This window comes from Amycolatopsis sp. NBC_00348 (assembly GCF_036114655.1).
Classification (GTDB): Bacteria; Actinomycetota; Actinomycetes; order Mycobacteriales; family Pseudonocardiaceae; genus Amycolatopsis.
In genome coordinates, this window is the sequence record NZ_CP107994.1 from 10,082,843 (window position 1) to 10,103,405 (window position 20,563).

Annotated in this window: 18 protein-coding genes; 13 read left to right on the forward strand and 5 right to left on the reverse strand. The window is 70.6% G+C overall.

The genetic code is table 11. The features are described 5' to 3' along the window. Nucleotides 1-98: 98 nt before the first annotated feature. From OHS58_RS45600 to OHS58_RS45610, 3 genes are all read left to right on the forward strand, one after another. Nucleotides 99-3,329, forward strand: a complete 3,231-nt coding sequence (locus OHS58_RS45600) for a GH92 family glycosyl hydrolase (RefSeq protein ID WP_328646405.1) — start codon at nucleotides 99-101, stop codon at nucleotides 3,327-3,329. Between the two features lie 89 nt (nucleotides 3,330-3,418). Continuing rightward, nucleotides 3,419-5,806 (forward strand): GH92 family glycosyl hydrolase, encoded by a 2,388-nt coding sequence (locus OHS58_RS45605; RefSeq protein WP_328646406.1) that lies wholly within the window; start codon nucleotides 3,419-3,421, stop codon nucleotides 5,804-5,806. A gap of 227 nt (nucleotides 5,807-6,033) precedes the next feature. Next, complete coding sequence (locus OHS58_RS45610) at nucleotides 6,034-6,399, forward strand: DUF3817 domain-containing protein (RefSeq protein WP_247061728.1); 366 nt, start codon at nucleotides 6,034-6,036, stop codon at nucleotides 6,397-6,399. A gap of 60 nt (nucleotides 6,400-6,459) precedes the next feature. Here the strand turns inward: OHS58_RS45610 and OHS58_RS45615 are convergent, their stop codons facing one another. Further along, nucleotides 6,460-6,960 (reverse strand): MarR family winged helix-turn-helix transcriptional regulator, encoded by a 501-nt coding sequence (locus OHS58_RS45615; protein ID WP_247061729.1) that lies wholly within the window; start codon nucleotides 6,958-6,960, stop codon nucleotides 6,460-6,462. Nucleotides 6,961-7,038: 78 nt separating this feature from the next. Between OHS58_RS45615 and OHS58_RS45620 the strand changes: the two genes are divergently transcribed. Further along, entirely contained in the window at nucleotides 7,039-7,344 is a 306-nt protein-coding gene (locus OHS58_RS45620; protein ID WP_328646407.1) for a thiamine-binding protein, read from the forward strand. A 43-nt stretch (nucleotides 7,345-7,387) separates the two neighbouring features. Here the strand turns inward: OHS58_RS45620 and OHS58_RS45625 are convergent, their stop codons facing one another. Beyond that, nucleotides 7,388-7,795: a hypothetical protein gene (locus tag OHS58_RS45625; RefSeq protein ID WP_326955500.1), complete on the reverse strand. Its 408-nt coding sequence runs from the start codon at nucleotides 7,793-7,795 to the stop codon at nucleotides 7,388-7,390. Between the two features lie 91 nt (nucleotides 7,796-7,886). On the opposite strand from OHS58_RS45625, the gene OHS58_RS45630 reads away from it, so the two are divergent. Continuing rightward, a complete protein-coding gene (locus tag OHS58_RS45630; RefSeq protein WP_326955499.1) occupies nucleotides 7,887-8,867 on the forward strand; it encodes a tetratricopeptide repeat protein in 981 nt (326 codons plus the stop codon). Nucleotides 8,868-8,946: 79 nt separating this feature from the next. On the opposite strand, the gene OHS58_RS45635 is transcribed toward OHS58_RS45630, so the two are convergent. Continuing rightward, nucleotides 8,947-10,380 (reverse strand): neutral zinc metallopeptidase, encoded by a 1,434-nt coding sequence (locus OHS58_RS45635; protein ID WP_326946807.1) that lies wholly within the window; start codon nucleotides 10,378-10,380, stop codon nucleotides 8,947-8,949. Between the two features lie 133 nt (nucleotides 10,381-10,513). Between OHS58_RS45635 and glgP the strand changes: the two genes are divergently transcribed. Both glgP and OHS58_RS45645 read left to right on the forward strand, forming a co-directional pair. After that, nucleotides 10,514-13,042, forward strand: coding sequence for an alpha-glucan family phosphorylase (glgP, locus tag OHS58_RS45640; protein WP_328646408.1), 2,529 nt, complete (start codon nucleotides 10,514-10,516; stop codon nucleotides 13,040-13,042). Nucleotides 13,043-13,206: 164 nt separating this feature from the next. Next, complete coding sequence (locus OHS58_RS45645; protein ID WP_326946809.1) at nucleotides 13,207-14,193, forward strand: LLM class F420-dependent oxidoreductase; 987 nt, start codon at nucleotides 13,207-13,209, stop codon at nucleotides 14,191-14,193. 6 nt (nucleotides 14,194-14,199) lie between these two features. Here the strand turns inward: OHS58_RS45645 and OHS58_RS45650 are convergent, their stop codons facing one another. Both OHS58_RS45650 and OHS58_RS45655 read right to left on the reverse strand, forming a co-directional pair. Then, entirely contained in the window at nucleotides 14,200-14,595 is a 396-nt protein-coding gene (locus OHS58_RS45650) for a rhodanese-like domain-containing protein (RefSeq protein WP_326946810.1), read from the reverse strand. After that, on the reverse strand, nucleotides 14,592-15,137 hold the full coding sequence (locus OHS58_RS45655; protein WP_326955497.1) for a cysteine dioxygenase: 546 nt from the start codon (nucleotides 15,135-15,137) through the stop codon (nucleotides 14,592-14,594). The genes OHS58_RS45650 and OHS58_RS45655 overlap by 4 nt, the downstream gene beginning before the upstream one ends. 332 nt (nucleotides 15,138-15,469) lie before the next feature. Here OHS58_RS45655 and OHS58_RS45660 point away from each other — a divergent pair, with 332 nt between their 5' ends. From OHS58_RS45660 to OHS58_RS45685, 6 genes are all read left to right on the forward strand, one after another. Then, nucleotides 15,470-16,291: an ABC transporter ATP-binding protein gene (locus OHS58_RS45660; RefSeq protein ID WP_247064023.1), complete on the forward strand. Its 822-nt coding sequence runs from the start codon at nucleotides 15,470-15,472 to the stop codon at nucleotides 16,289-16,291. Nucleotides 16,292-16,345: 54 nt separating this feature from the next. Further along, nucleotides 16,346-17,125, forward strand: coding sequence for an enoyl-CoA hydratase/isomerase family protein (locus OHS58_RS45665; RefSeq protein WP_247061786.1), 780 nt, complete (start codon nucleotides 16,346-16,348; stop codon nucleotides 17,123-17,125). A 4-nt stretch (nucleotides 17,126-17,129) separates the two neighbouring features. After that, nucleotides 17,130-18,095 carry a class I SAM-dependent methyltransferase gene (locus OHS58_RS45670; RefSeq protein ID WP_328646409.1) on the forward strand — a complete coding sequence of 322 codons (966 nt, stop codon included), beginning with the start codon at nucleotides 17,130-17,132 and terminating at the stop codon, nucleotides 18,093-18,095. Continuing rightward, the gene (locus OHS58_RS45675) at nucleotides 18,096-19,259 is read left to right on the forward strand and encodes a class I SAM-dependent methyltransferase (protein ID WP_328646410.1); all 1,164 of its coding nucleotides are present in this window, start codon (nucleotides 18,096-18,098) and stop codon (nucleotides 19,257-19,259) included. An 85-nt stretch (nucleotides 19,260-19,344) separates the two neighbouring features. Then, a complete protein-coding gene (locus tag OHS58_RS45680; protein ID WP_328646411.1) occupies nucleotides 19,345-20,109 on the forward strand; it encodes an HAD family acid phosphatase in 765 nt (254 codons plus the stop codon). A 62-nt stretch (nucleotides 20,110-20,171) separates the two neighbouring features. Further along, nucleotides 20,172-20,552 carry a DUF427 domain-containing protein gene (locus tag OHS58_RS45685; RefSeq protein ID WP_328646412.1) on the forward strand — a complete coding sequence of 127 codons (381 nt, stop codon included), beginning with the start codon at nucleotides 20,172-20,174 and terminating at the stop codon, nucleotides 20,550-20,552. Nucleotides 20,553-20,563: the final 11 nt, after the last annotated feature.

A 20,563-nucleotide genomic window follows, 5' to 3' on the forward strand; every position in this document is an offset into this window, starting at 1 on the left:
ACTGTCTCGTGAGCCGCTGCCCAAGGTGGCCCGGTTCGACCGAGCGCGCGACAAGGTTGTCATTCACCCTCTGGTCGCGCTGATGTGGTGGAGAGGCGATGGCGATGGCGCGAGCGCGCTGGAGAGCCGGTTTAACCTTCCTGAGCTTGGCAGTAGTGGCCGCGGTGGCCCCCGCGATGCCCGTTGCCGCGGCTCAGGCGACTGATTTCGCGAAGTGGGTCAACCCGTTCGTCGGCACCCGGCCCGGCGGCGAGGACCACGGCACCGGTGGCGGTGCCGGCAACACGTTCCCCGGCGCGGTCGCGCCGTTCGGCATGGTCCAGTGGAGCCCGGACACGGTGAAGTCCCAGCCCGGCGGGTACTTCTACGACGACAACGCGCTGAACGGCTTCAGCCTGACGCACCTTTCGGGCGCGGGCTGCTCGACCTACCAGGACATCCCGTTCATCCCGTTCGTCGGCGAGGTCTCGACGTCCCCGGCGACCGACCCCGCGCACTACACGTCGAAGTTCTCGCACGCCAACGAACACGCGACGGCGGGCGCCTACGACGTCACCCTCGACAGCGGCGCGAAGGTCGAGCTGAGCGCGACCCAGCGCACCGGCTCGGCGCGGCTGACCTACCCGGCCGGCGCGTCCTCGACGCTGCTGGTGAACACGTCCGGCTCGGTCAACGGCACCGACGACGCGTCGATCACCCTCGGCAAGGACACCATCAGCGGCTGGGCCACGAGCGGCCGGTTCTGCGGCGCGCAGAACAGCTACCGCGTCTACTTCTCGGCCAAGTTCGACACGCCGTTCGAGTCGATCGGCACCTGGAAGAACGGCGCCGTGACGCCGGGCAAGTCCGCCGAAACCGGTGGCGCCAGGGCGAAGGTCGCGCAGCCCAACGGCGTCGGCGCCTCGATCGCGCGTCCGGCCAAGGCCAAGCAGCAGGACACCACCGTGTCCGGCCCGGGCAGCGGCGGGTACGTCACCTTCGCCAACCTCAACGGCGCGCAGGTGAACGTCCAGGTCGGACTGTCCTTTGTGTCCGTCGACGGCGCGAAGGCCAACCTCAAGGCCGAGAACACGAAGAAGTCGTTCGACACCGTGGCCGCGTCCGCGCGCAAGGCGTGGAACGACCAGCTCGGCAAGATCGCCGTCACCGGTGGCTCGGACGCCGACCTGACGACGTTCTACACCTCGCTGTACCACTCGCTGATCCAGCCGAACGTCTTCTCCGACGTCGACGGCCAGTACCCGGGCTTCGACGGGCGGATCCACAAGGCCGACAAGGGCCACGCGATGTACACGAACTTCTCCGGCTGGGACATCTACCGCTCGGAGGCCCCCCTCCTGGCGACGATCGACCCGAAGGAGACCTCGGACATCGTCCGGTCGATGATGGCCTACGCCGAGCAGGGCGGGTCGTGGGACCGCTGGACGGTGGCCAACGACTACACCGGCGTGATGAACGGCGACCCGTACCACATCATCGTGTCCAGCGCGTACGCGTTCGGCGCGCGTGACTTCGACGCCCAGAAGGCGTTGCTGCTCATGATCAAGGGCGCCACCCAGCCGACGCAGGGTTACACCGAGCGGCCGGGCCTCGACGACTACCAGAAGCTCGGTTATGTGCCGGGCGCCGGCGCGGACACGCTCGAGTACACCAGCGCCGACTTCTCCATCGCCGAGTTCGCGAAGCGGCTCGGGGACAGCGCGACGTACACGACGTTCATGAAGCGCGCGCAGAACTGGCAGAACCTCTACAACCCGGGCACCGGTCACCTGCAGCCGCGCAACGCGGACGGCTCGTTCGCCGGCACCTACGACCCCGCCAGCTCGCAGGGCTGGGTCGAGGGCAACGGCGCGCAGTACGAGTGGATGGTGCCCTACGACCTCGGCGGCGTCGTGACGGCCTTCGGCGGCCCGGCGGCGACGCAGTCCCGGTTGGACACCTTCTTCACGAAGCTGAACGCGGGCACGCAGGAGCCGTACGCCTTCATGGGCAACGAGCCGAACTCCAACGCGCCGTACGTCTACTCCTACACCGGCGCCCCGGCCAAGACCCAGGCGATCGTGCACCGCTCGATGGACGAGCTGTACAACCCGCGTCCCGAGGGCCTGATCGGCAACGACGACCTCGGCCAGATGTCGGCCTGGTACGTCTGGTCCGCGCTCGGCATCTACCCGGAGATCCCGGGCCGCGCCGAGACGCTGCTCGTCACCCCGCGCTTCGAGCACGCCGTGCTCACCACCGGCGCGGGCAAGAAGATCACCGTCAACGCGCCGGGCACCGGCGACTACGTGGGCAGCCTGAAGGTCAACGGCGGCGCGTCGTCGAAGGCGTGGCTGCCGGAGGCGCTCATCTCCAGCGGTGGCACGCTCGACTACACCCGCTCCGCCACGGCCACCTCGTGGGGCAGCGCCGCGGCCGACGCGCCGCCGTCGTTCCGCGAGCAGGAGAAGCCGAGCCTGTCCTTTGTGGACCCGTCGCGCGCGGTGACGCCGGCGGGCTCGACGTCGAAGGCGTCGGTCGGCGTCCAGGACCTCTCCGGCACGGCCCGGACCTGGACCTACACCGCGGGCAGCGTCGACGGGATCACGCTGACGCCGGCGACGGGCAGCATCGCCGTCCCGGCGGGCGGCAAGGCGCACGCCGACCTGACGGTTTCGGTGCCGGCGGGGCTGGCCGACGGTGCGCGTCGCATCCCGGTGACGTTCTCGGCACCGGGTGTGGCTTCGACGCAAGCGGTGCTCACGGTGCTGGTCGCCCAGCCGAACAGCTGGCTGGCCACGGTCGACAACGCGGGCATCTCGCCGGACTCCGACTCGTCGGCGGCCAACTTCGACGGCGGCGGCTGGAGCTACTCGGCCGACGCGCTGGCCGCGGCCGGCGCCACCCCGGGTGGCACGGTGACCAGTGACGGTATCAAGTTCACCTGGCCGTCGTTCCCGGTCGGCGACCCCGACAACGCGGTCGCGAACGGCCAGACGGTCAACGTCACCGGCACGGGCACCCGGCTCGCGCTGCTCGGCGCCGGCTCGAACGGCAACGCGCAGGGCACGCTGACCATCACCTACACCGATGGCAGCAAGTCGACCGCCACGATCGGGACGTCCGACTGGACGCTCGGCGGTGGCGGCGCGCAGCCGTCGTTCGGCAACCGGATCGTGCTGTCGACGCCGTACCGCAACGCTTCGGGCACTGACCCGCAGCAGATCCGCACGATGGTGTTCGGCACGAACCCGATCACCCTCGACGCGGGCAAGACGGTGGCCAGCGTGACGCTGCCGTCGAACGTCAGCGGCGGCGTGCTGCACGTCTTCGCCATCGCCGTCGGTTAGCAGTTGTGGTCCGTGAAGGCCTCCTTACCGGCTCTTATGGCCGGGAAGGAGGCCTTCACGGCTTTTCGTCGTTTCAGGGAGGAAGCTCGATGAGGAGCAAGGTCCTGGCGGGCGCGTTGACGCTCGCCGTCGTGGCGACGGGGGTGAGTCCCGCGGTCGCTTCGGCCTCCGGCGGGGACGCCCTCGACGCCGTCAACACGTTCATCGGCACGCAGGACGAGGGCAACACGTTCCCCGGCGCGTCGGCGCCGTTCGGGATGACGCAGGTCAGCCCCATCACCTCGCACTACGCCGGCTACCGCTACACCGACACCGCGATCCGCGGCTTCGGCCACTTCTTCCTGTCCGGCGCGGGCTGCTGGGAGCAGGGCGGCCTCGTCTCGACGCTGCCCACGACCGGCGAGATCGGGCCGGGCAAGGCGTTCGACACGACGAAGGCCGCGACCTTCGACCAGACGAAGTACGCGGCGCCGTTCACCCACGACGGCGAGGTCGGCAAGCCCGGCTACTACAAGGTCCACCTGACCGGCTACGGCGGCGTCGACGTCGAGACGACGGCGGCGACCCGCGCCGGCGTCGAGCGGTACACCTTCACGAAACCGGGTGACGCCAACGTCTTCGTCAACGTCGGGCAGGCCAACGACAAGGAGCCGGTGACCGGCAGCAGCATCCGGGTCGTGGACGACCGGACCGTCGAAGGCACGGTCGAGTCGCAGGCGTTCTGCGGCGGCAAGTCCTACACGACGTACTTCACGACGAAGTTCGACAAGCCGTTCAAGTCCTCGGGCACGTGGTCGCCGACCGGCGGCACGCCCGGTTCGCGCGAGTCGAGTGGCGGCGCGGGCCTGCGCGGCGCGTGGCTGACCTTCGGCGGTGGCGGCCAGGTCACCGCGACCACCGCGATCTCCCAGGTGGACGCGCAGGGCGCGCGGGTCAACCTGGCGGCCGAGCACATCCGGTCGTTCGACGCGGCTAAGGCCGACGCGCAGCGCACCTGGCGGCGGGAACTGTCCAGTGTGGACATCAAGGGCGGCGCGCCCGACGACCGGACGGTGTTCTACACCTCCCTCTACCACACACTGCTGCAGCCACTGACCGCGAACGACGCCGACGGCCGCTACTACGGCTTCGACAAGAAGGTCCACCGCGCGATCGGCTGGACGTACTACGACTTCTTCTCGCTGTGGGACACCTACCGCACGCAGAACCAGCTCTTGGCGCTGCTGCGGCCGGACCGCGCGAAGGACATCGCCAAGAGCATCCTGGCCATCCACGACCAGGGCGGCTGGCTGCCGCGGTGGGCGTACGCCAGCCAGGAGACGAACACGATGACCGGTGACCCGGTCACACCGTTCCTGGTGGACCTTTGGCGGTTCGGCGCGCTCTCGGGCAACGAAATGCGCGCCTACCAGGCGTTGCTGCAGAACTCGACGCAGATCCCGCCCGCGTCGTCGCCGTTCCAGGGCCGCTCGGGCAACGCGAGCTACCAGCAGGACGGTTTTGTCCAATACGACCCGGACTTCCCCAAGAAGGGGCAGGACACCGACCCGAACCACGGCGCGTCGGCCACCCTCGAGTACGCGCTCGGCGACTGCTCGCTGTCGGTCATGGCGGCGGCGCTCGGCAAGAAGTCCGACGCGGCGGCGCTGTCGGAGCAGGCCCGGACCTACCGGACGCTCTGGGACGCGTCGCAGACCGACCGCGGCTTCACCGGCTTCTTCCGGCCGAAGGTCGCGGGCGGCGACTGGTTCACCCCCGCCACCGGGCCGTACAGCCCGCAGAGCCAGGACGGCTTCCACGAGGGCACGGCCTGGCAGTACCAGTGGCTGGTCCAGCAGGACGTCCCCGGCCTGGTCCGGCGGATGGGCGGCCCGGCGGCGACCGGGAAGCGGCTGGACGACTTCTTCGCCTATGACGAGCTGGTGAAGGACCCGGCGGCGGCGGTCCGCGAGAACTGGGTCGTCGGGCCGTACGACTACTACGACCAGTTCCGCTACAACCCGAACAACGAGCCCGACCTGCACTCGCCGTGGATGTACGCGCTCACCGGGCAGCCGGCGAAGACGTCCGGGGTCGTGCGGGCCGCGCACACGCTGTTCACGAACGCGCCCAACGGCGTCACCGGCAACGACGACCTCGGCACCATGTCGGCCTGGTACGTCTTCAGCGCGCTCGGGCTCTACCCCGCCGTCCCAGGGACTGGGAACTTCGTGCTCAACGCGCCGCGGTTCGAGCGGTCCGTGCTGCACCTGCGGAACGGCCGCGACGTCACGATCAAGGCGCCCGGCGCGGACGGCTCGAAGCTGCAGTACGTCTCGGGCCTCGAGGTCGGCTCGAAGCGGTCCGACAAGGTGTACGTCGGTCTCGAGCAGCTGAAGAGCGGCACGACGCTGGACTTCGGCCTGACCACCGACGCCGCGAAGGCGACGTGGGGGACTTCGCCGTCCTCAGCACCGATTTCTCCGTGTTCTGACTAGATAGCACCGCTCGCGAACGTGGTCCGGACCACAATGGACAGGGGTCCGGGCCACGTTCGTGAGCAGGGTCACGGGCCCCGGTGTTCCGGTGAGCGCCGTCACGCCTCACACTGGGTACCAGCACGTCCGACAACGCCGTTGACGTCCGGGGCAGTCCGCCTTGGACGGTGTGTCGGGCGTTTTTCGTGTGTCAGGACCAAAGTGGTGAGACCCCACAGGAGGAAGCAGTGTCCAGCAAGGCCGCTCTAGTGTTCCGCGTGGCCGCAGTCGCCGAAGCCCTTTCCTGGGCCGCGCTGCTTGTCGGGATGTTCCTCAAGTATGTCGTGCACTCCTCCGGTGAGGGTGGCGTGCCCGTCATCGGCATGGTGCACGGCGTGATCTTCGTCCTGTACGTGGTCGTCTCCCTGTCCGTGGCGAAGCCGCTCGGCTGGCGCCCCAAGACCCTGGTCCTCGCGCTGCTCGCGAGCATCCCGCCGCTGTTCACCTGGCTGTTCGAGAAGTGGGCGCTGCGCAACGGCAAGCTCGACGGCCCGCAGCGGCTGACCCACGGCGGTGTCGGCCTGTTCCAGGTGCGCGAGCCCGTCGCCGCTTGATCCCAGTACGTGAGAAAGGCCCGCGTCTTCGGACGCGGGCCTTTCTTCGTGTGCGGGCGGCTACTCGGTGAAGTCCCCGGTCGCGCGGCGCACCTTCGTCAGCAGGTCGGTCAGCTGCTCGGTCTGGCGTTCGGTCAGCCCGTTGAGCCCGAAGTCGATCTCGGTGACCGCCGCGGTCGCGGTCTCGCGGCGCTTGCGGCCCTCGGCGGTGATCTCCACCAGCGTCGTGCGGCGGTCGGTCGGGTGCGCGACGCGCTTCACGAGCCCGTCGCGCTCCAGCCGGTCGACTATGTTGGTGACACTGGTGGGGTGCAGCTGGAGCCGCTCGCCCATCACCCGCATCGGCAGGCTGGCGCTGCGGGCGAAGGTGAGCAGCACCAGCGCTTCGTACCGGGCGAAGGTCAGGCCGTGCGGCTTGAGCGCGCCGTCCACCGCGGACTGGATGATCTGCTGGACCCGCATCACGCCGGTGACCGCGGCCATGGTGCCGGAGGGCCCGATCCGGGCCTCCCAAAGCTGTGCCGCGCGGGCGATCGGGTCGAACGGCAGCGGACGGTTCATGACACGCGAAGTTACCAGCGGGTACCGGCGCGTGTCGCCCGACCGGCGGAAAGAGCACCGAAGAAGGGACTTCCGAGCATGATCGTCGCGTTCAGTGTCAGCCCGTCCGGCGGGGAGCCGGACGGCGGAGTCAGCGAGGCCGTCGCCCGCGCGGTGAAGGTGGTCCGCGAGTCCGGGCTGCCCAACTCGACCAACGCCATGTTCACCAACGTCGAGGGCGAGTGGGACGAGGTGATGGACGTCGTCAAGCGCGCGGTCGAGGCCGCGGGGGAGGGCTCGGCCCGCGTCGGGCTCGTCCTGAAGGCCGACATCCGCCCCGGCTTCGCCGACCAGCTCGAGGCCAAGGTGGACCGGATCGAAGCCCACCTCCGCGACGGCTCGTGAGTGGTTAGGGCGGTTAGAACCGCCCTAAACACTCACGACGGGCTTACGGGAGCGGCGGGGTGAAGGCGACCGTCCAGCGGCCGTCGTCGGTCGTCACCGTCAGCGGGTAGCTGAACGGGCGGCCGTCGGCGAGGACGCCGTCGACCGTGGCGCGGGTCGGGGCCCGCTCGTCGGGGGCCAGGCGGACCGTGACGCTGTGGACGCCGTTGCCGGCCAGCACCTCGACGTAGTCCTTGGCGAAGTCGTCCGCGCCGGAGCCGGGGTAGTCGAGCAGGCCGGCGAGGGCGTCCGAATCGTGGGCGGCGAGCGCGGTGGCCAGGCGGTCGCGCAGCTCGGCGGGGGTGGCCGCGCCCGGGTCCGGTTCGTGCACGATCAGCAGCGTCACCGCGCCGATCCAGAGGACGGCGGCGGCGATCGAAAGCCCCACTTTGACGTCCCGCCGGATGTGCACGCGGCCGAGCCTGCCCCAGCCACGCCGTCCTGCCAAGCGGACGTGCCGGGCACCCGGTGAAACACTCCGGCGCGCGTGCCAGGATGGAACCGTGACACAACCACGCGGATCTGCAGCGAAGTCAGCGGCCCTGTCCGCCGCCCTGTCCGGCGCGGTCGACCTGTCCGCGCTCAAGGCCCGTGCCGAAACGGCGCGCCGGCCGCCGGCCCCGCCCGCGAGCGGCCCCGGCCCGGAGGGTGACGCACCCCCGCCGGCCCCGTCGTCCGGGGCCGTGATCGATGTCACCGAGGCGACGTTCCAGACCGACGTCGTGGAGCGGTCCCTGCACCAGCTGGTGATCGTCGACCTGTGGGCCGAGTGGTGCGGCCCGTGCAAGCAGCTGTCCCCGGTGCTGGAGCGGCTGGCCGGCGAGTCCGGCGGCGCCTGGATCGTCGCGAAGGTCGACGTCGACGCCAACCCGCGGATCGCGCAGCTGTTCGGCGCGCAGTCGATCCCGACGATCGTCGCCATCGGCGGCGGCCAGCCGGTCGACGCGTTCTCCGGCGCGCTGCCCGAGCCCGAGATCCGCAAGTGGATCAACGCGCTGCTCGACGCCCTGCGCGACAAGCTGCCGGCGATCCGCGAGGCGGAGGCCAACGGCGGCGGCCCGGTCGAGGAGCCGGAGGACCCGCGCTTCACCGAGGCGGAGGAGGCCTTCGAGCGGGGCGACTTCGCCGCCGCGCAGGCCGCCTACGAGCGCATCCTCGACGTCGAACCGGCCAACGAGCTGGCGAAGAACGCGCTGGCCCAGGTCAAGTTCACGGCCCGGGCGGAGGCCGCGGACCCGGACGCCCGCACGAAGGCCGACGCGGACCCGGCCGACCTGGACGCCCAGCTCGCGGCGGCCGACCTGGACATCGCGGAGAACGACGTCGAGGCGAGCTTCAAGCGCCTGATCGACGTGGTCCGCCGCACCGCGGGCGACGACCGCAACAAGGCGCGCGAGCACCTGGTGGCGCTGTTCGACCTCTTCGACCCGGCCGACGACCGGGTCATGAAGGCCCGCCGCGACCTGGCGAGCGCCCTCTTCTGAGCCCGGAAAGCCGTGAAGGCCTCCTTACCGGCCATAAGAGCCGGTAAGGAGGCCTTCACGGCTTTTGCCGCTTGGAACCTCAGCCGTACTGCTTCGAGCAGACCGACGAGCCTTCGAGATACCCGCGACGCAGCGACTCGACCCGGTCGAAACCGCTGTCCGGGCGCTTGCCGTTGACGTCCGCCGAGACCAGGCTCTCCGGCTGCAGCAGGTCCGCGATCGCCTCGTCGAGGTCGCCGGCCGACAGGCGCAGGTCGCCCGGGCGGTTCGTGAACGCCGCCCACGCTCCCACCAGGCACGACGTGCGCAGGCCCGCGTTCGGGTTGTCGATCGACGCTCCCACGCCCTTCTGGATGCCCAGCGCGTACCGCGACGCGACCTCGGAGAACGCCGCGAAGTCGCCCATGCCGCCCGGGTCCTCGCCCTTCATCTCGGCCTCGCGGTCGATCGGCTGGGCCAGCTCGGCCAGCTTCGCCAGGTCGATGCTCACGGAGTTGTCGTCCGGGCAGTAGGACGCCGGGGCCGTCGTGTTGCAGCTGCCGCCGTCGTTGATCTCCGGTGCGGCCACGCCGGCGCCCTTGAAGGCCTCGTCGAGGCTCTTCTTCAGCAGCTCGACGGCCTGGTCGTTGAACTTCGCGTCGCCCTTGCCAGTGTCGCCCTTGTCGAACGGGCGCTCGGTGAGCCGGGCCTTGACGTTGTCGGTGTTCATCGCCGCGCACTCCTTCGGGCCCTTCTCGAACCCGGCCTGGAACGCGAACGTGCGGTCGAACGCGGTGCCGTGCGCGCCGCGGTCGGCGGCGCTGGTGCCCGCCTGGTCGCGGATCAGGAACATCGACGCCATCACCTGGTTCAGGCCTTCGGACGTCGACACCTGGTAGTACTTGCTCTTGTCCTCGGCGACCCAGCGGAAGTAGCCGCCGGCGAAGCAGTCGGCCTGCTGCTCCTTCACCACGGTCGGGGTGCTCTTGGTGATCCCGGCCTTGTCGCCGAGCCGGTACTGGACGGCGTGGCCGAACTCGTGCGCGAGCACGACGACGACCGACATCGGGCCGAACCGCTTGCGCAGCATCGGCAGCAGCACGCCGCGGTCCCACGCCACCGAGTCGTCGGTCGGGCAGTAGAACGCGTTCACGAGCTTCTTGACGCTGCCGCAGCCGGTTTCCTCGGTGTCGGTGTTCGCGTCGTAGGACAGCAGCGACTTCACCGGCTCGAACTGGACGCCGAAGTCCGACGGGAGCATCTCGCCCCAGTACGTCTGGACGTCGTCGATCGCGGCGGTGGCGAGCTTGTCGTCCTCGCCGCCGTCGGCGTTGCGGACGTCGAGGCTCGGGGTCGGCGCGCCGGACTTGAGGCCGCTCTCGAAGTGCGTCACCGGCAGCCCGGCGACGGAGCCCGCGCCGGTGTCCTTGACCGGCCCGCTCCCGGAGCCGCTCTTGCTGTTGCACCCGCTCACGGCGACCGCCGCGATCGCGAGCAACGCGACCAGCGCGCGCCGTCCTCCCCCTGAGGTCATCTTCACTCGCTCCACTCCCAGCCTGCCCGTACCCGACGGGCAGGACCATACCCAGGGCTTACGGGGCGTGTGCGCGTAATCCCCGAAGTACTCCCCGAGCAGCGCGCGGGGCGGCCCGATATCGTCGCTGTCCATGCGTGCAGTCCGCCGGTTCACCGTTCGCGCCAGCCTCCCGGAGTCCCTTTCCGGCCTCGGCGCGCTGGCCACCAACCTGCGCTGGACGTGGCACCCGCCGACGCGCGACCTGTTCGCGTCGATGGACGCCGAGCTGTTCGACGCCGTCCGCGACCCGCTGCGCATGCTCACCGCGTTGCCGCCGGCCCGCCTCGACGAGCTCGCCGTCGACGAAGACTTCCTCTCCCGGGCCCGCGTCGCCGCCGCGGACCTGGAGAACTACCTGTCCGAGCCGCGCTGGTACCAGCAGCGTGACGACGCCGGCCTGCCGCCGGCCGTCGCCTACTTCTCGATGGAGTTCGGCGTCACCGAGGCCCTGCCGAACTACTCCGGCGGCCTCGGCGTGCTCGCCGGCGACCACCTCAAGGCCGCGTCCGACCTGGGCGTGCCGATGGTCGGCGTCGGGCTGCTCTACCGCAACGGCTACTTCCGGCAGTCGCTCTCGCTCGACGGCTGGCAGGTCGAGCACTACCCGGTCATCGACCCCAACGCGTTCCCGCTCGAGCTGCTGACGGTGGGTGGGCGGCCGGTGCTGATCGGCGTCGCGATGCCGGGCGGGCGCGAGCTGTGCGCGCAGATCTGGCAGGCCCGCGTCGGGCGGGTGCCGCTGCTGCTGCTCGACACCGACACCGAGGCCAACGACGACGACCTGCGCGGCGTCACCGACCGGCTCTACGGCGGCGACGCCGACCACCGGCTGCGGCAGGAGATCCTGGCCGGCATCGGCGGCTTCCGCGCCGTCCGCAAGTACTGCGAGATCACCGGCCACCCGCAGCCGATGGTGTTCCACACCAACGAAGGCCACGCCGGGTTCCTCGGGCTGGAGCGGGCCCGCGAGATCGTGCAGGCCGACGGCCTCGCGTTCGACGAGGCCATGCCCGCGGTCCGCGCCGGGACGCTGTTCACCACGCACACCCCGGTCAGCGCGGGCATCGACCGGTTCCCGGTGGACCTGGTGCAGCGCTACTTCGCCGACGGGCGGCTGGTGCCCGACATCGACCCGCGGCGCGTGCTCGCGCTCGGCGCCGAGGACAACCCCGGGCTGTTCAACATGGCGCACATGGGCCTGCGGCTGGCGCAGCGCGCGAACGGCGTCTCGCAGCTGCACGGCCGCGTCACGCGCAAGATGTTCTCCCGGCTGTGGCCCGGGTTCGACCACGACGAGGTGCCGATCTCGTCGGTGACCAACGGCGTCCACGGCCCGACGTGGGTGGCGCGCGAGCTGAGCACGCTGCTCGGCCGCGAGTGGGGCCTCGACTCCGGTGACAAGCCGCTGCGCGAAGGCGTCTCGGACGCCCAGCTGTGGGCGCTGCGGCGCGAGCTGCGCGAGAAGCTCGTGTTCGAGGTGCGGCGCCGGGTGCGCGCGGCGTGGCTGCAGCGCGGCGCGTCCCCGCTGGAGCTCGGCTGGGTGGACTCGGTGTTCGACCCGGACGTGCTGACGGTCGGCTTCGCCCGCCGCGTCCCGACGTACAAGCGGCTCACGCTGATGCTGCGCGACCCGGACCGGCTGCGCACGCTGCTGCTCGACGAGCGCCGGCCGATCCAGGTCGTCGTCGCCGGGAAGTCGCACCCGGCCGACGAGAACGGCAAGCAGCTGATCCAGCAGATCGTCCGGTTCGTCGACGGCGCGGACGTCCGGCACCGGATCGTCTTCCTGCCGGACTACGGCATGTCGATGGCGCGCTACCTCTACCGCGGCTGCGACGTCTGGCTGAACAACCCGGTGCGGCCGCTGGAGGCGTGCGGGACGTCGGGGATGAAGTCGGCGCTCAACGGCGGGCTCAACCTGTCCATCCGCGACGGCTGGTGGGACGAGAGCTACGACGGCAGCAACGGCTGGGCGATCCCGACCGCGGACGGCGTCGCCGACCCGCTGCGCCGCGACGACCTCGAGGCCGCGGCCCTCTACGACCTGCTCGGCCAGCAGATCTCGCCGCTGTTCTACGACCGGTCCGCCGACGGCGTGCCCACCGGCTGGCTGTCGATGGTGTGGCACACGCTGGAGACGCTCGGCCCGCGGGTGCAGGCCTCCCGGATGGTCCGCGAGTACGTCGACCACGGGTACCTCCCGGCGTCCCGCACGGTCGCGGCGGCCACCGGCGACGGCTACCGCGGCGCGCTGTCGCTGGCGGACTACCGCACCAAGATCGAGGTGTCGTGGCCGCGGGTGAAGATCTTCGACTCGGAGCTGCAGGTCGAGGCGACCGAGCCGCTGGTGGTGGGCACCGAGGTGACGATCCGCGCGCGCATCGACCTGGCCGGCCTGCAACCGTCCGAAGTGGACATCCAGGCGGTGGTCGGCCGGGTGGTCGACGACGACGAGCTGCGCGACCCGGTCACGGTCCCGATGGAGGGCGACGGCATCGGCGCCTTCGCGGCCCGCCTGAAGCTCCCCCAGCCGGGAGCGATCGGCTACACGGTCCGAGTGCTGCCGAAGCACGGCCTGCTGGCGACACCGGCGGAGCTGGCCCGCGTCATCCTGGCCTGAGCAAAGCCGTGAAGGCCCCCTTCCCGGCCGTAAGAGCTGGTAAGGAGTCCTTCACGGCTTTCTCGCCCGCGCCGGGAAAGCCTGCCGCTGACCTGGAGTTGCTCCAGCCGGGCAGCGCCGAAAACCACACCGCGTCCCGGCGTCGGTCGCGTTAAGTTGGGGGTATGCGCTTCGGACTCTTCATCCCGCAGGGCTGGCGGATCGACCTCGCCGGCATCGAGCCCGCGGACCACTGGAAGACCATGCTCGGCCTCGCGAAGCACGCGGAAGCCGGGCCCTTCGAATCGATCTGGGTCTACGACCACTTCCACACCGTGCCGGTACCCACGGAGGAGGCCACGCACGAGGCGTGGTCGCTGATCTCGGCGTTCGCCGCCGCGACCGACACCATCCGGCTCGGGCAGATGTGCACCTGCATGGGGTACCGCAACCCCGCCTACCTGGCGAAGGTCGCCGCGACCGCGGACACCATCGCCGGCGGGCGCGTCGAGATGGGGATCGGGGCCGGCTGGTACGAGCACGAGTGGCGGGCCTACGGCTACGGCTTCCCGGGCGCCGGCGAACGGCTCGGGCAGCTCGACGAAGGCGTCCAGATCATGCGGGACCTCTGGACCACCGGGACGTCCACACTGGACGGCAAGCACTACCAGACCGACGGCGCGATCCTGCGCCCGTTGCCGCCGCAGGAGGGCGGGATCCCGCTGTGGATCGCCGGCGGCGGTGAGAAGAAGACGCTGAAGATCGCGGCGAAGTACGCGAAGTACACGAACTTCGGCGGCGACGCCGAGACGTTCACCCGGAAGTCGGAGATCCTCGCGCAGCACTGCAAGGACGTCGGTACCGACTTCGACGCGATCGTCCGCTCGGTCAACCACAACGTCGTGATCGGGGAGACCGAAAAGGACGTCCAGGACAAGCTGGCGTGGCTGAAGTCCCACCTGCACAAGTACACCCCGGCGGACGCGGCCGAGCGGTGGTTCGCCAACTTCGAGAACAGCCCGACCACCGGTACACCCGAGCAGGTCACCGAAAAGCTCGCCGCGATGGGCGAGCTCGGCATGTCCTACGCGATCTTCAACTTCCCGGAAGCCGCGTACGACCGCGCCGGCATCGACCTGTTCGCCGCACAGGTCGCGCCCGCGCTGAGCTGACGAAACCTAGGGAACCGCCGGGCTTCCGCCGGTCTGCACGGGCAGGCCGGCGGACGCCCAGGCCCGGAAGCCGCCTTCGAGGTCCGTCGCGCGCGGCAGGCCCAGCCGTTGCAGGTCGGCCGCCGCGAGGCTCGACGAGTAGCCCTCGTTGCACAGCACGATCACCGTCGAGTCCGGCGTCACCGAGGGCAGCCGCCAGTCGCTGTCGGGCGCGAGGCGCCACTCCAGGTGGATCCGCTCGACGATCACCGCCCCGGGGATCTCGCCCTCGGCCTCGCGGTTGGCGAGCGGCCGGATGTCGACGAGCAGCGCGCCCGCCTCCTGCAGCTCGTGGGCCCGGGCCGGGGTCGCCCGCTCCAGGCCGGATCGGGCGGCGGCCAGGAGGGTGTCGATGGCGCTCATCGGCGGACGATAGCGGGCAGCGGCGGGATTTCGGCCGGAACGTCCGCGAGCGTCGTGTACTCGCGTGTCGCCACCAGCGGCGGTGAGTACGCGTGGACGCTGGCCGCGGGCCGGTCGCCGATGCCGGTGACCTGGTGGGCGCGCCCGGCGCCGAAGCCGATGCCGTCGCCCGCGGTGTGCGTGCGGCTTCGGATCGGGCCGCCGGGGTAGCGGTACTCCTCGTTCAGCTCGCCCTGCAGCACGGTGAACGAGCCGGACGCGCCGCCGTGGTCGTGCGGCTTCGTGTGCTGGCCGGGCAGCCACGACAGCAGCCACAGCTCGACGCCGTCGGTCAGCGCCAGCCGGGCCCACCAGCGGCGGTCCTCGTCGAACCGCAGGATGGCCTTGACGTTCGCGGTCAGCTCGGTGGTCACGGTGGCGGTCAGGTCCGCCAGCTCACGCGGGGTCCACAGCAGCCGCGACGGGTGCAGCAGCTCGGGCAGCAGCGGGTCGGTCAGCTGCGGGTGGATCTCGACGGCGGGACGGGTGATGGAAGTGGTCAACGCGGGGCTCCTCGGACGCGAAAGGTGATCGGGACGCGGGGGCGTGCACGGCACCGGCCGCACGTCGGGAAAAGGACGCGCGGGGTCAGCGGAGCCGTGCCGGGGTACACCCGGCCGAGGCGACGAGGAGCAGGTCGATCGTGCGACGGCGCCAGAACGAGCCCCGGGTCACCGGGGTCACGGGCGCGTCGGCTGACATGTCCGTGATCCTGCCACAGCCGCGCCGCGCCGGGCACTTCCGGAGTGCGGAGTTCCACTTCGTGGACGTCCCCGACCTGCCGATCGGCCGTCTCACCCGGGCGGGTGCGCACGCGCGCGCGACGGCAGACAGAATGGGCTTCGTGAGCGAGCCGATCCAGCCCAGCGAACTTGACGACCTCGTGGTCCGGATGGCCGGTGTCGGCGTCCGCCGCGGGACAAACGACCTCCTCGCCGGCCTCGACTGGTCCGTGGAACTCGACGAGCGCTGGGTGGTGCTCGGCCCGAACGGCGCGGGCAAGACCACCCTGCTGCGCCTCGCCGCGGCCGAGCTGCACCCGAGCACCGGCGAGCTCGACCTGCTCGGCGAGCGCATCGGCAAGGTCAACATCTTCGAGCTGCGCCCCCGCATCGGGTTCACCTCCGCCGCGATCGCCCAGCGCGTCCCGGGCGACGAGCTGGTGAAGGACGTCGTGGTGAGCGCCGGGTACGCCGTGGTGGGCCGGTGGCGTGAGGAGTACGACACCCTCGACACCGCCCGCGCGACCGAGCTGCTGGGCGCGCTGGGCATCGGGCAGCTGGCCGACCGCACCTTCGGCACGCTGTCGGAGGGCGAGCGCAAGCGGGCCCTGATCGCCCGGTCCCTGATGACCGACCCGGAGATGCTGCTGCTCGACGAGCCGGCCGCCGGCCTCGACCTCGGCGGCCGCGAGGACCTCGTCGCGCGGCTGTCCGCGCTGGCCCTCGACCCGGACGCGCCGGCGATGGTGCTCGTCACCCACCACGTGGAGGAGATCCCGCCGGGGTTCACCCACGCGTTGCTCCTCCGCGACGGTCACGCGGTCGTGTCCGGCCTCGTCGACGACGTCATCACCAGCGAAAACCTCTCGAAGACGTTCGACCAGGACCTGGTGCTCGAACGCTCCGGGGATCGCTTCTTCGCCCGCCGTCGCTAGGCTGTCCTTACCCGCCGGTAGCGTGCTGGCAGATCGTCAATGAGGAGGATGGGCGTGGGAGAGTTCGTATCGCTGGAGGTCAAGGACGGCGTCGGGACGATCCGGCTCGACCGGCCCCCGGTCAACGCCCTGAACGCCCAGGTCACCGCCGAGCTCGCGGAGCTGGCCAAAGAGGTGTCCGAGCGTGACGACGTCCGCGCGGTCATCCTCTACGGCGGGGAGAAGACCTTCGCCGGCGGCGCGGACATCAAGGAGATGGCCACCCGCACCTACCCGCAGATCGCGAAGTTCGGCGCCACCCTCACCGGGACGCTCGCCGCGATCGCGAACATCCCGAAGCCGGTCGTCGCCGCCATCACCGGCTACGCCCTCGGCGGTGGCCTCGAACTGGCGCTGACCGCGGACCGCCGCGTCGCCGGCGACAACGTCAAGGTCGGCCAGCCGGAGATCCAGCTCGGCGTCATCCCCGGCGCGGGCGGCACCCAGCGCCTGGCCCGGCTGATCGGCCCGAGCAAGACCAAGGACATCGTCTACACCGGACGGTTCGTCAAGGCCGAAGAGGCGCTGCGGCTGGGGATCGTCGACGAGGTCGTCGCCCCGGACGACGTCTACGCGGCCGCGCACAAGTGGGCGTCCCAGTTCGCCAACGGCCCGGCCGTGGCACTGCGCGCGGCGAAGGCGGCCATCGACGGCGGTCTCGACACCGACCTGGCGAACGGGCTCAAGCTCGAGTCGCACCTGTTCGCCGCGCTCTGGGCGACCGAAGACCAGCAGAACGGCATGAAGTCGTTCATCGAGAACGGCCCCGGCAAGGCCACTTTCGAAGGGAAATGACGCCTTGACCGACGTGAACGACCCGGCACCGCACCCGCACGCCACCGCGGAAGAGGTCCAGGCCGCCTGGGCCGACCCCAAGCTCGCGAACGTGCTGTACCACGACTGGGAAGCCGGCACCTACGACGAGAAGTGGTCCATCTCCTACGACGAGCGCTGCATCTCCTACGCGACGGACGTGTTCAACGCCGTCGCGGGTGATGACGGCCAGCCGTACCAGCACGCGATGGAGCTGGGCAGCGGCACGGGCTTCTTCCTGCTGAACCTGATGCAGGGCGGCGTCGCCAAGAAGGGCTCGGTCACCGACCTCTCGCCCGGCATGGTCCAGGTCGCGCTGCGCAACGCCGAGAGCCTCGGCCTCGACGTCGACGGCCGGGTCGCCGACGCCGAGCGGATCCCGTACGAGGACAACACGTTCGACCTGGTGGTCGGGCACGCGGTGCTGCACCACATCCCGGACGTCCAGGCGGCGTTCCGCGAGGTGCTGCGCGTGCTCAAGCCGGGCGGGCGGTTCGTGTTCGCCGGTGAGCCGACCAAGATCGGCGACACCTACGCCCGCAAGCTCGGCCAGCTCACCTGGTTCCTGACGACCAACGTGACGAAGCTGCCCGCGCTGAGCGGCTGGCGCCGGCCGCAGGAGGAGCTCGACGAGTCCTCGCGCGCGGCCGCGCTGGAAGCCGTGGTCGACATCCACACCTTCGACCCGTCGGAGCTGGAGTCGTGGGCCCGCGGCGCCGGCGCCCAGGACGTCCGCGCGGTCACCGAGGAGTTCGCCGCGGCGCTCGCCGGCTGGCCGATCCGGACGTTCGAAGCCGCGGTGCCGCAGGAGAAGCTGACCGTCCGCTGGCGGCTGTTCGCCTACAAGCTGTGGCTGCGGCTGTCCGTTGTGGACAAGAAGCTGCTGTCGAAGGTGCTGCCGCGCGAGCTGTTCTACAACGTGATGATCACCGGGACCAAGCGGCCGTCCTAAGTGCCTTACGCGTTCAGCCTCGACGACGTCGTCTACCTGCGCTCCGGCGCGGGTGAGGCGGCGCTCGCCGAGACTTCCGCGCGGCCGCTGACCGACCGCATCGCCGACGTCGCCGCCGTGCGCCGCCTGGTCGGCGAAGAGCACGCGGCCGCGGTGCTGGAAACCGCCGTGCTGCGCCGGAAAGCCGTCGGCAAGCTGTCCGGAGTGGACTGGCTGTTCACCACGGACGCGCTCCAGCAGGCGAGCGCGTCCCTCGTCGCGCGGCACCGGGCCCGGCGCCTGGCCGGCCTCGACGTCCACGACGTCACGTGCTCGGTCGGCGCGGACCTGGTCGAGATTGCCCGGGTGGCGCGGCGCGCGCTCGGGTCCGATGTGGACCCGGTGCGGCTGGCCATGGCCCGGCACAACGGCGTCACCGCGGGTGTCTCGTTCGGGCTCGTCCAAGCCGACGCGCTGAAGCCGGTCAGCCGGGACACCGTGGTCGTCGCCGATCCGGCTCGACGTGACGCGGCCGGGCGGCGGGCCTGGAAACCCGCGGACTTCACGCCGCCGCTCGACGGCCTGGTCGACGCGTACCCGGGGCGTCCGCTGTCGGTGAAGTGCGCGCCGGGCTTGGACTTCGCGATCGTGCCGTGGGCGGACGAGGTCGAACTGGTGTCCCTCGACGGCCAGGTGCGCGAGTCCTGCCTGTGGCGCGGCCTGGGCACCGGCGTCACCCGGCGGGCGAGCGTGCTGCGCTCGGACGGGACGCAGTGGACGGTCACCGACGCCGAACCGGACGAGCTGCCCACGCGCGAGCCGGGGGAGTGGATCGTCGACCCGGACGGCGCGGTCGTGCGGGCCGGGCTGGTCCGGCACTACGCGGCGCGGCACGGGCTGTGGCAGCTGGACGAGCGCATCGCGTACCTGACCGGTGACACACCGCCGCCGGGCGTGCGCGCGTTCCGCGTCCTGGAGCAGGGCCCGTACAGCGAAAAGTCCCTGAAGTCCGTCCTCAAGCGACACGACGTCGGCCGGCTGGAGATCCTGATCCGCGGCCTCGACGTCGACCCGGACGCGTTGCGCCGCAGGCTGAAACCACGCGGCTCCGCGGAAGCATCGGTGGTTTTGACGCGGATTGGCCGCGCTCCGGTGGCGTTCGTGTGCCGCGCCGAGCGGGTCTAAGTGAACAGGAACCAACGAAGGGTGGAACTCCGGGTGAACGTGACGTAGGTTCCCCGAGTCGCCAAGTCTTCACTGGAGGGTCGCCGTGTCCGGAAAATGGTCAGGTCTCGTCAAGCTCGCCGCCGCCGCGGCGATCGGTGCCACCGTCGCTTCGGGGGCCACCGCGCTGGCCGGCTCGGACGACGCCACCGCCGCCCGCGCCAAGGAACCGGCCAACATCGGCCAGGTCAAGAACGACGTCAAGGCGTACTACGGCGACTACCTCGACGCCGCGGGCAAGCACCACTACTCCGACACGAGCAAGTTCGTAAAGGACACCAAGAACGTCGTCTCCGACGCGAAGCGCTACCTGCAGCAGCAGCTGGGCCGGGTGAAGAACCCGGCGATCGTGCTGGACGTCGACGACACCTCCGAGGTCACCTACGGCTGGGAGGCCGACAACGACTTCGGCTTCGACCCGGTCAAGCAGCAGCAAGCCATCGACAACGGCACCTTCGAGGTGAACAAGCCGGTGCTGGAGCTGACCAACTGGGCCGCCCAGCACGGCGTGAAGGTGTACTTCCTGACCGGCCGCAACGAGCTGCAGGGCCCGCAGTCGCTCAAGAACCTCGCCAACGAGGGTTACCCGACCCCGACGGCTGCGTTCTTCAAGCCGAAGGTGACCGCGCCGGACTACCTGCCGTGCGGCCTGACCTGCAACACCGTGCAGTACAAGTCGGGCACGCGGGCGCACATCGAGGCGACCGGCGCGAAGATCGTGCTGAACGTCGGTGACCAGTTCAGCGACCTCGAAGGCGGCCACGCGCTGCGGCCGATCAAGCTGCCGAACCCGATGTACTACCTGCCCTGACCCGGAATAACCGCCGGGTCCCGGGTGCTGCTCCCAGTACACGACTTCGTCGAGGAGCTGACATGCCGGAGAAGAAGGTGCTGGTCCCGGGACCGGACCACCCGATCACCGTCGAGCCGACCAAGGCCCGCGTGGTGGTCAAGGCGGGCGGGCGCGTGGTGGCCGACAGCCGCAACGCGCTGACACTGCAGGAGTCGAACTACCCGGCGGCGCAGTACATCCCGCGGGCGGACGTCGACTTCAGCGTGCTGGAGCGGACCGACCACGAGACGTACTGCCCGTACAAGGGCGACAGCAACTACTACAGCCTGAACGCCGGTGACGTGAAGGCGGAAAACGCGATCTGGACGTACGAGAAGCCGTACGACGCGGTCGCGTCGATCAAGGACCACGTCGCGTTCTACCCGAACGTCGTGGACTCGATCGAGCTGATCGAGGACTGACCTGGACCTCG